Annotated in this window: 11 protein-coding genes and 1 pseudogene; 4 read left to right on the top strand and 8 right to left on the bottom strand. The window is 55.5% G+C overall.

The features are described from left to right. Positions 1-426, bottom strand: a 426-nt coding sequence (locus HMPREF2807_RS00940; RefSeq protein ID WP_158010518.1) for a hypothetical protein, incomplete at its 3' end; no start/stop codon positions are given. Beyond that, entirely contained in the window at positions 414-992 is a 579-nt protein-coding gene (locus HMPREF2807_RS00935) for an ATP-binding cassette domain-containing protein (protein ID WP_070509711.1), read from the bottom strand. The genes HMPREF2807_RS00940 and HMPREF2807_RS00935, both read right to left, overlap by 13 nt. Before the next feature lie 1,216 nt (positions 993-2,208). On the opposite strand from HMPREF2807_RS00935, the gene HMPREF2807_RS13830 reads away from it, so the two are divergent. Together HMPREF2807_RS13830 and HMPREF2807_RS14090 are read left to right on the top strand one after the other, a co-directional pair. Then, the gene (locus tag HMPREF2807_RS13830; protein ID WP_158010517.1) at positions 2,209-2,355 is read left to right on the top strand and encodes a hypothetical protein; all 147 of its coding nucleotides are present in this window, start codon (positions 2,209-2,211) and stop codon (positions 2,353-2,355) included. A 66-nt stretch (positions 2,356-2,421) separates the two neighbouring features. Further along, entirely contained in the window at positions 2,422-2,970 is a 549-nt protein-coding gene (locus HMPREF2807_RS14090) for a hypothetical protein (protein ID WP_232751588.1), read from the top strand. Positions 2,971-3,006: 36 nt separating this feature from the next. On the opposite strand, the pseudogene HMPREF2807_RS14275 reads toward HMPREF2807_RS14090, so the two are convergent. The 5 genes and pseudogenes from HMPREF2807_RS14275 to HMPREF2807_RS00910 form a co-directional block, all read right to left on the bottom strand. Then, positions 3,007-3,336: pseudogene (locus HMPREF2807_RS14275) on the bottom strand (helix-turn-helix domain-containing protein); the annotation flags it as partial. After that, positions 3,243-3,680: a primase C-terminal domain-containing protein gene (locus HMPREF2807_RS00920; protein WP_070509706.1), complete on the bottom strand. Its 438-nt coding sequence runs from the start codon at positions 3,678-3,680 to the stop codon at positions 3,243-3,245. The pseudogene HMPREF2807_RS14275 and the gene HMPREF2807_RS00920, both read right to left, overlap by 94 nt. Then, positions 3,626-3,871, bottom strand: a complete 246-nt coding sequence (locus HMPREF2807_RS13305; protein ID WP_158010515.1) for a replication initiation protein — start codon at positions 3,869-3,871, stop codon at positions 3,626-3,628. The genes HMPREF2807_RS00920 and HMPREF2807_RS13305 overlap by 55 nt, the downstream gene beginning before the upstream one ends. A gap of 304 nt (positions 3,872-4,175) precedes the next feature. Continuing rightward, a complete protein-coding gene (locus HMPREF2807_RS00915; RefSeq protein WP_232751587.1) occupies positions 4,176-5,618 on the bottom strand; it encodes a replication initiation protein in 1,443 nt (480 codons plus the stop codon). Between the two features lie 269 nt (positions 5,619-5,887). Next, positions 5,888-6,232 (bottom strand): hypothetical protein, encoded by a 345-nt coding sequence (locus HMPREF2807_RS00910; RefSeq protein ID WP_070509704.1) that lies wholly within the window; start codon positions 6,230-6,232, stop codon positions 5,888-5,890. Between the two features lie 330 nt (positions 6,233-6,562). Between HMPREF2807_RS00910 and HMPREF2807_RS13655 the strand changes: the two genes are divergently transcribed. After that, a complete protein-coding gene (locus HMPREF2807_RS13655; protein ID WP_118853175.1) occupies positions 6,563-7,237 on the top strand; it encodes a helix-turn-helix transcriptional regulator in 675 nt (224 codons plus the stop codon). A gap of 417 nt (positions 7,238-7,654) precedes the next feature. Here HMPREF2807_RS13655 and HMPREF2807_RS13820 read toward each other — a convergent pair whose 3' ends face one another. Continuing rightward, the gene (locus tag HMPREF2807_RS13820) at positions 7,655-8,020 is read right to left on the bottom strand and encodes a hypothetical protein (RefSeq protein ID WP_158010514.1); all 366 of its coding nucleotides are present in this window, start codon (positions 8,018-8,020) and stop codon (positions 7,655-7,657) included. A gap of 1,912 nt (positions 8,021-9,932) precedes the next feature. Here HMPREF2807_RS13820 and HMPREF2807_RS13300 point away from each other — a divergent pair. Beyond that, positions 9,933-10,166 (top strand): DNA cytosine methyltransferase (locus HMPREF2807_RS13300; RefSeq protein ID WP_232751586.1); only part of this gene is annotated, 234 nt, incomplete at its 3' end.

The following is a 10,166-nucleotide window of genomic DNA, read 5'->3' as shown; positions in this document are numbered from 1 at the left end:
ATGGACTCGTGCGATCGATTTTGGTAACCGGTTGAGACGCGGGTAAACGGCAAGGATGACCAATATGCAGGCTAACGCTGGAAGCATCAACGCAGCATTGAAGTAAACAAGCCCAAATGCAAGTGTCAGTAAGCCCGGCCCGCTCAATAGCGTGGCTAGGAAGAAATCCCGATAAAGCCGCTTTGAGTCAGCTGAGATGGGAGGCTGGGACCATGCATGCCACGACTGCGCCAGTGTCTGCACGGCGATGACCGACATCGAAAAGGCAGCCGCCACCGCGCCAGGCCATTGCAGTGGCATATCAGAAGACGCAGTACAGCTAAGCATTACCACCACGATGAGGACGAATTCTACGGAGCGCTCCATGCGGTCAGCTTCGTGGCCATAGCGAGCCCGCAGCAGGTGCGGTAGAACTACGAAAGCCATTCAATTCTCCTGGGCTTAAGGACAATTCCAGACAGCTCCAGAAACCTTTTGAAGGGATACTCACCTAGCACGTCAACTGGAGCACCCTCTGCAACCACCTTGAGCTGCGAAAAAACCTTGATTTCCTCCAGTCGGAGACTCAACTGAATGTCCTGCGTGGATAGTACAACGTGGGTGCCAGCTTCGCTCAAGCCCTTCAGGATGTCGAAGATAATCTCTTGCGAGACGGCATCCACAGTCTCCAGTGGCTCGTCCAAGTACAGCCACTCCGGGCGCTCCATTAACAGTGTGGCCAACGCTGTCTTTTTATAGTTTCCCGCCGAGTAGGTGGAAATGTTTCGGTCGAAAGCGCCATCAATAAGCAATGCGGAACACAGCTCCTCCGCACGCCCCTTTGGGTCCGCGATGTTACGCATTGCACCCACCCGCCACAATAGCTCCACCGCGCTGAGTTCTAGCGGAATATTAGGGTAGTCAGGCAGGAATCCGCCACCGCTATTTCGGTGCAATTGCTTTAAATAAGTGGTCTTTCCAGACCCATTGACGCCGATTAGGCCAGTAATCATGAGTATGAATCATAGCGAGCTATTGGCCCTGCGAATGAAAACATCCGCAGGGCCAACTTTTACCAAGCTTTCGGTGCGTTAACGAAATTCAAAATCAGGATTCCGCCAAGCACAGCGCCGCCAATTACCCAAGGCATAGTAAGCCCTCCTTTCGTGTTTATACGTCAGTGAAAGAAATCCACCGAAAGATACTCTACACACAGAGAAGGGCGGAAAAATAGTTAACAATCGTAAAATAAATCCAATAATTTCAGGCGCGCGGCTCCGCAAACAAACGAGAAACGAGCATTAAAAATAGAGCACGGCCTAACGCCGTCTCTTCTGCGCACGCCGCTGTGCTCGATTGAGCGTAGGGGCTGCTGCGACGGTCTGCGCATCCATCACATCCGCAAAATCTCGAATAGCCGCAATCAGGTCATGATGCTCCACAGAAACCCCAAACTCTCGCCCCACAACCAAATCATGCGTAAGTTCACGCACCACCCTCGTTGCATCAGAAAACTCCTCCGAGCGCGTCCGAAGCGTCAACACGGCCTGGGTTCGCGCCTACTCTAGTGCCGCCTGATGCTCCCGCTCGCGACGCTCGCGCGACGCAGCTGCGCGGCACGCGCCGGAGCACCACTGTACGGGCCGACCACGCGGATCCAAGCGCTCCGGGATCGGTTTTCCGCACCGCCGGCATGAGTGCTCGCGGCGCGCAGATGTCGAGTCAGTGTGAGTGCCCATGCACCCTTTTTAACGCACGTGCGAAATAATCAGGGTATGCCGTAACCACAGGTCAGGCCCACTTCACTATGAGCGCATAGAGTGTGTTTGCTCCAGCCGCTTCGCGGCCTGATTCTCGGGCCGGGAGAACCGGCCCGAGAATCAGGCGACAGACCGCCGCAAGACTGCCCGGCTTGTCCGCCAGGACTGGCGGGTAGGTCAACAACATATTCGGGTACATTCCGCCCAACCGCGCTTGTCAGGCTTGCAGAGCAGGTGTAGCAGCTTCACACGGCGCGCTGTACGCCCGTCTAAGCGGTTAAAGACCTAGCGACGGTACCCACGGAGGGCTGGGGTTTCTGCGCGATTGAGTACGCGAGGACTGAACCAGGGCAACCGAGCCGGACGGCTCGGGCGGCAGCCCAGACCGAGCACTTGGAGTTGGACAACGCACCGGTTGCGATATTCCTTTTCCGCACGACCGAAATACGGGACGTGCAAAGGAGGACCGATGAACAATCCCCACACAAGTCTTAGGCGACTTTCTGAGCTGCGCTCGCTCACGCTAGGCGCTGCCCTGGGCACGATTCTTGCCGACCCCATGGCCACGATCCACAGCTGGAACGAGCTGCTCGACCTACTCGTCTTCTGGCCTTAACGGCAACACACTATAGGCACTCTTAGTGTTAATCGGGTCGTTGGCACGAAATGGTACCGTTAAAGCATGACCGAACCGAAGCAAGAAATACGCCGCTGCCTGGTGTGCAATAGGGAACTTGTCTACTCCGGTTCTGGCCGCAGGCCGCGCTATTGCTCGTCGTCTTGTCGGCACCGAGCGTGGGAGATTCGGCGTGCAGCCGACGCCGGTTTAGTGGATCGTCAGGCCGTAGAAATGCCTACAGTTACGGTCGAAAAGGAGCGTCCCTACAGTCGTTCTGGAGTCGCTGAGTGGTTGATGGAGCACCCGGATCGCATGGCGAATGTGCTCCAGGAGTTGCCGAATAGTGAGCAAGTTGTGACGGCGTTGAAGCTGGCTATCTTGCGCATTCAAGGCAACTTGAAGGTTGAATCCATGGGCTGGGAATCAGAGAACGCTACCCCGCCTGTGCTCGAAGTCGAAGAGCTTTCTGGTGTGGTTGACCCGGATTCTCTGGAGCTTGCGTTGAAAGACTCGAACCTGACTGTCGTGGCTTACAACGACCGGAAATTCATTTTGCCGGCTGGCATGAGTCGGCAGAAGCGCCGAGCATGGCTGAAAAAGAACGCGGGATAAATGGTGCGCTGGCAGATTAAGCGCTTTTGCTTGGACTTCTTTGACGTATCGGTGCACGGTTCCAACCGAGCACCCAAGCTCTTTGGCGATAGCACGCATAGTCAGGCCCTGGGCGCGAAGCTCGGCTACTTTTGCACGCTTCTCGTTGGAGCGCGCGAGATAGTTCTCGCGCGGTTCACTCGTCCAGCGGATGATGGTCGCGGTCGATAGCCCGGTGAGAGATGCGGCTTCTTTCACCGTGTGGCCATTGCGGGGCACTTTTTGCCGTTGGTTCACTTCAGCAGCTCCAATCGCTTCGCAACTTCTTCGGAGAACTTCCCCCAGCGCTTCTCCGCGCTCTTTTGCCCACCCTTGCGCCACGTCCATCGACTGACCGAGCGCGCGAGGTGTAGTACCTCGTTGGTGTCGAGCGGGCCGCGTGCGTACTCAGCGCCGATATGATCCGCGTTGCGGAGCGCGGACCGGTCGTGCACGACCTGCTCCCAGTCCAGGCGCCCTTGCTGGCTGGTGCCGTATGAGCCGCGACGCGGGTAGGCCCATTTCCGCAGATAGTTGAAGAGATCCACGTTCCGTCCGACGCCTGTGACCGTAAGCGCCTTGTGGTCGTCGTAGCGCGGCAGTGCGTCGATGTCGGAGAGTGCCGCAGCGAGTTCTTTTAAGTCGTAGACAGCTTCGGTCGGCCCCACAGCGGCAGGTGCGCGGTGGTGCATTCAGGGTTCTTGGTGATGCGCCCGGCAAACGCCGGGTCGCCGCCGAGGACTCTGGTCAGGCCGGCTTCGACACATGCGAGCAGATTCACGGGCTTGCGGTTTCCGGCGTTCGACAGGCAGACAGGCGCGCCCAGGGCGTAGACGATGTGTCCACCGCGGGTGTGAGGGTTTAAGGCTGTCCAAGACGGCACACCCCAAGTTGGCGTCGAGGTGTGCACACCCTTATGAGATGATCGGTTCATAGATAAAACGCTCAGAAAAATTTTGGTCTGCTCGTCATCGTCGAGGTCGTCCTGTGGGGGTTCATCGTCGCCGAATGCTGGGATAGCGTCCTAGCCTTCGCCTGTGGAACCGCATTCTTTGGGGTACTCCTGGTGCTGCCGGTGGACAATAGCTAGGGATACTTCTGTACAAGGTTTTCTTCACGTAGGGTTTTATCTAACTGCCTAGCGGCAGGGGAACCGTATATTGCTTACGGCATGTTCCACTTTGCAGTTAAATAAGTCCGGCTTCGCGCAGAGCTTTCAGATGGCGATTAGCTTGCTGACGGGTGATGCCCAATTCCTGACCTACGGTTCGTCCTGACGGAGTCTTTCCTGTCTGCGTCAAGATGTCCATCGCTGTTGCTAGCACCCGTCCGCGGGTACCTTTTCCACGACTCTGTCGAAGTGCGTTTGCGGCCTGAAGCTTTTTGCGCTCTGTCTGCGCATATTCGCCATCAGGGTCTTCCTTCCAGCGTTGTGCGGCTTTCTGTCCTCCTCTGCGACCCATGGTGGCTAGTGCTTTGCGTTCACTGCTGGTAGCTTTTCCTGGCGAGCTAGAGCCGCTGTAGGCCTCGCTCTTGGACTGGGTGACATACCCGCGTACTCGCCTAGCCATAGTTTGGCGGTCGCGCATGGGTGGCATCTCGTTGTCGCGTCCTGCGCCGCCGTGGGTGTGCGCGATGTTGTAGGCGTGTTCGTAGGCGTCGATAATTGCGGCATCGGTGAGGCGTTGGCCTTGTTGGCGCAGTCGGTGTCCGGTCTTAAGTGCGTGTCTAAAGGCTGTTTCGTCGCGTGCTGCGGTGCCCGGGGTAATCCAGAGCACTCGTACCCCGTCAATAAGCTCTGGGTCGTACTGGTCGAGACCATCAGCGATTTCTGCGTCTACGTCCTGGGCTAGGGATTTGAATGCTTGGGCCTGCTCACGACGAGATTTAACCGCGTTGATTAGTTCTCTGCCTGAGGAAAACTGTTGACGCGGGGTGGGGTTGAACTGGTCGTATCCTGCCATGTCCCTTACCTGCTTTATCAAGTCTCCAAGCCGCATCACTCGGTTGTGCTGTCTGTACCAACGATAAGCGGTAGGAGCTTTTCCCGTATAGAAGGGGTTGCGGCTAAATCGGTGGGAAAAGTGCGGGTCGTGGTCTAATAGCTCGCCTAGTACGCGTGTGGTTGCTGCCAGCAGCTTCATCTGCGCAGATTGACCATCTCGGTCAGCGTAGACGGGGTCGATAAGCCAAATCAACTGTGCTTTGCCGTTAGTCGGGTTGATTCCTACCCAGGCTGGCCCGATGTTGTGGGCAATAAGTGAGCGCACCACGTCACGGACATAGGGGTTCAGGTCTGCGGGGTCGCCGCCGGCTGTTCCTATCTGGTCAACGTCGACGACCAGGACGGCGGCGTACTGCGTATTGGTGAGCATGGCGTACTCGCATCGTCCTAGAGCATCGGTGTCGAAGCGGTACATGCGTGGGGAGTTCGTGCCGTCGGGTTTACGGATGTATGCCTTGGAGAAGTCACGTCCGATAGACCCGTGGAGTACCTCGCGGCCTAGATGCTCGCGGAGTTGATCGCGGTCGCTGGCGGATACTGGGGTGTTATCCAGTCCGCCACGGTCTATTTCGACACGGGTCGGCGTTTTAATGTGCGCAAAGTGCGCTTGAGTAGGTAAACTCACGGTCATGCTTTCTCCCAGGTTGTGCTGGGCGATAAGCGAAAGTCACTGGGCGGGCACCCAGTGACTTTCTTCATTTTCAAAGGGCTTTCACCGGCGAAGTTTAAATGACAACGGTGTCATTTTCCAGTGGCGACACGCGAAAGTATGCAGGTTAAAGCACTTTTTGCACCACCCCGCGCACCAGTGATGGCAGATGTCGCTGCACCACATCCCCTAACTGGTGAGATGCTTCTCCCGATGGACTAGTCGGCCTTTATTAAGGAGACGTTCTATTGAGGGCAGTAAGCAATCACCCACCCACCTTGCTCATCGTCTAGCGGCATCGTTAGGTACAGGCCGGGGTGCTCTTGAAAATAGGCGATGAGGCTAGCATCAATAGTCTCCGAGGAGTGCCGTACTGGTTGGTTAGAAGTGCTCTGTCCGGATCGCGCGGTTAGTAGACGCCACCCGTCGTACTCGTCTGTGAGGTTGGGGCCGAAAAACTCCGTCAGTGGTGCCTCATCGAATGAGGTGGCATACAGCTCGCCCGCCGCATAGGGAGTACCGCCAGGTCGATCAATGATGAATGGCTTCCAGAACGCGAATAGGTCACCGGCGCTGTTTGTGAGGGTCATGGTTTCACGCTAGTCGGCGTGGTGGACACAGGTGTTCCGCTATCGAACAACCTCGGAATTATTGAGTTAGGAAGCACAGTGGAGCACCACTGGTTTCCCGTATCCAGTCTGCAAATGCCTCACAACAGACTTTTCGATAACTGTTTTTACTGGAACGAACAATAGCTTGGACGGCACCCACCGGAATAAGACCGAGCATGGTTGTGTTGCGCATTGGTTACCGGCAGGGTGGCTTTCCAACAACTAAATGGAAGGACACCCTTTTCTCGTTTTCTCGCCACACCGAAACAGCGCTCTGTTTCAGTACCTGGGACGCAGTATGGTCAAGACATGACCAGGCCTGACCAGGGTGACCACAAGGGTGACCAGACAGCTGACCACGCAGGTGTTCACCTGACCACGTGGTCACCCCGAAAAGCCGCCGAGGAAACTGGGGTAAGCCGCAGCACGATCATGAGAATGCTGAAAAAGGAAGAGTTTCCTGGAGCGAGGAAAATAAACGGTCAGTGGGCTATTCCCGTCACGTCACTCGGGGTTGCAGGGTTGCGCCCAGGAAAGCCTTCACCCGCCGAAGATTCGGTTGTCCAGAAGGGTGACCACGGGGGTGTTCAGGGCGAACATAAGGGTGACCATGAACATGTCCGCACAGGTGACCAGGGTGACCACCTGAACACCCTTAATCTGCGGCACAAACTCGAACTCGCAGAACTGCGCGAGCAGTCTCTTCGTAAAGAACTGGAGGATCAAAGAGTCCTTGCCTCGGAACGTGCAGCCCGCATCGAAGACCTCAAAAAGGCCCTACTGATGCTAGAGCGCGGCTCATCCGACACCCCAGCCCCCGAATCATCCCCCGAACCGTCGAGGCAACCTACCAACGACAACACTGCAGACTCAGAAACTCCCGCCGTGCTCTCCTCAACAGAAGCAGAGACTGCACACGAGGAAGAACCCAAGCAACCCCCACAGCAAGGATTCTTCGGCCGCCTTCGCGGCCTATTTTCCTAGCCAGTTTCGAATGATCTCCTGGGCGTGGCGCAACGCCGTCCCATCCGATTTTCCTGACCGGGATGCGGCGTCCATTGCATCAAAAAACTCGTCTGATTCAGCCCATCGGGAAAGCTCGTCAAAGCACGGGGTCAACCAACTCAGACTTCATATCGTTAGCCATGCGACCTACACCCCTTCATCTACAAATGTGTCCAAATATGTTGTCCTTAAACTGCGAAAACGTAAAAACCACCCCTCCTAAACAGGATAGGAATGTACCCAAATATGTTGTTGCAGCCGGTGTGTCTCGGCGGGGGCCGAGGCACACCGGAACCGACTTTCGGCAGTGATCAAACTTCGATCCGGTGGCCCCACATATGGAGAAAGAGCTGACTTAAAGTCAGCTCTTTCTTTCTGCTTCTTAAGCAGCGGCGTTTAGTCGCCCAACAAATTTCGAATCTGATTCAGGACATCAGCAGAATTATCTTCTGCGATATTTCCAAGCAAAGAATCTCCGGATTCCGTGGGGTCTTGAATTGCTCGGACGATTTTTCCGACCTGTGAATCTGCTAGTACCAAACGAACCTCGTCATTACCGCGTGGATTCTCATTGCTATCTAAAACGTAACTAGGGAAATACTCTGCGCCGATACCTCGCACCTTGGTTGCCAATTCTTCAAGAACTCCTTTTCCGAGTCGCTTGTAATCGGCAGCGTCGCGCAAGGTAGCCAAAGTTACTTTTAGAACTCCAGCATCAGATAAAGACTCACGTATATCGTTAAAATTTTTGTAAGTGCTCAATTTATACTCCTTTTACTTGTATTGCTTAACTTACACAATAAATTATACACCTTCTCGTTATTATTGTCAAGTGATTATGTACAAAATTATCACAAACTAAGAAATAAACTGCCCAGTGAATTGAAATAAAATCAGTGAGCTGGAAGTTTTACGGTACGCACAGCAGGTGGGCGGTAAACCGCCCACACTGCGCGTTACACGCGCAGTTAAAGGGCGCCGTGCGCCCGAAAACGGTGGCGCGCAGCGCCTCCACTAGCGGCACGAAGGGGCGACTATTCCAGGGGACCCGCACAGCTTGCTGTGCGGGGGAGGAATCGCGCCCCGTAGAGCCGCAGCGACAGAGTGGCGAACTGGGCCAAGGGGCCCACACGATTCCAGCTCGCTTGCGAGCGCAGAATCGTGTGGGAAAGGACCAGGACGCCACGGCGGAGCGCCGCGAGCCGCCCCGCCTCCTAAATCAACGATTGGTCGTTGTAGGCGGGGTGGCGAGTGGCGCGGCTTGCCACCTCCGGAAGGAGGGGGTGACCTCGAAAAACGGAGAGAATGGAAGGACAAACCCGTTGCAATGCAGGGTTGTCCTGAAATGAGCGACTTTTCGAGCGTCATCGCGCCACTCGCCACCCCGCCAAAGCGGGAGGCTCGCGGCGAGGGTCTGGGGGAAAGAAACCGCCACCGGTGAAGCGACGAATAGGAGCTTCATCGGGGGCGGATTCGTCCCCCAGGCGCTCCCCGAAAAGGGGAGCAAGAGCCGAGGATTTATCCTCGGAGTGAGCGCAGCGAACGGAACCCATCGCACCACTGCGCGTCGAAGAAAAAGCATCGCCCGCTAAGCCCCCCACACACTCCCTATAGTGTGGGAGCTACAAGCCAAGGCTCGAGGTCGCGACTCCACGAAATTTTACGCTGCGACCGACCACGTCCTCGCTCTTCCCGGCTCCGTGAAAACGCGGCATCAATACGTGTCCGCGTTCCTGTATCCGCGACGTACCACATGACCCGTTGAGCCAGAGGGAGGTAGTCGGCATCCGGTAAAAGCTCATACGGAATCAAAGACGACTCATACACCCAGCTGAGGTGTCTATACCGTTTCGTGGTTTTACGTGAACGCTCGACCTCAACGGCCCACGCCCCAGTGACTTTCGGGATCATCAAGTGCAGAAATTGCTTAGATGAGCTGTCTCTTGTTGGCCATCGATCGGGTTGTTCCTTACTTGGTCGAGGTTTTCTAGCCGCAGGAGCACAGACCAAGCTATTGGAGTCGTCAACGCTATCCGGCAGGGATAAAAAATCCGGATAATAGTAGCGCTTGGCATCTGCCTTATACCTATCGATAGCGTATATCGGGTGGTGAGTTCCTTTTCTGAGGTGCTTACGGTCCTGGGCCTTCATCACTCGCCCGCTTACGACTGTGTGCCCATAAATTGCCCAGGATAGAGCTGAATCCATAACCAAAAGCGTGTGTGCCAGGGTTCCACCTGTGTTAAAGCGAGGAGGCTTGAAGTCCCCGACAACATTTCCTTTATCAGTAATGTGCGTCCATCTACTGTGCCTGCACCCCTTGCTGGTGATGGTGAGGATGCTGGGAAAGCCCGTGAAAACGCTTTTATCGTCAATGAACCCTTTATCGCGGAGCACACGAAGACGTTTAGAGGCTCCCGAATGATTAATCCCCCACAGTCTGGCAACGTGGTCGCGCGTCATAGCTCCAAAAGCCACCAACCAGTCAAAAAGGAGCCGATCCCGCTCGGTTAACTCAAATTTCTTGGCCGCTCGAAACGGCCATCGCCGCCGATCTGATACGTGAATAATCTTCACCATGTAGTAATAGTCGCACTAGAGTGTGCACACCATCGAGCGTCGGTACTTTTCTCCCCCTTAGACCCTCTGTTCTCGGCGTAAATACAATCAATTCGTGCACACCCCATTAACTTCTATCGAAATCTGCGCAGGCGCTGGCGGCCAAGCGCTCGGCCTCGAAAGAGCCGGTTTCAACCATCTTGTAGCTGTAGAAATCGATGATTGGGCGGTAAAGACTTTGCAGGCCAACCGACCAGAGTGGAATGTCATACAGGCAGATGTTCTTGATTTCGATGTCAGTCCCTATGCTGGAGCAGACCGGTTACCAAAATCGATCGCACGAGTCCAT

Origin of the sequence: Corynebacterium sp. HMSC074A09, assembly GCF_001811545.1 — a bacterium.
Lineage (GTDB): Bacteria > Actinomycetota > Actinomycetes > Mycobacteriales > Mycobacteriaceae > Corynebacterium > Corynebacterium hiratae.
This window is presented reverse-complemented; position numbering and strand designations above follow the sequence as displayed.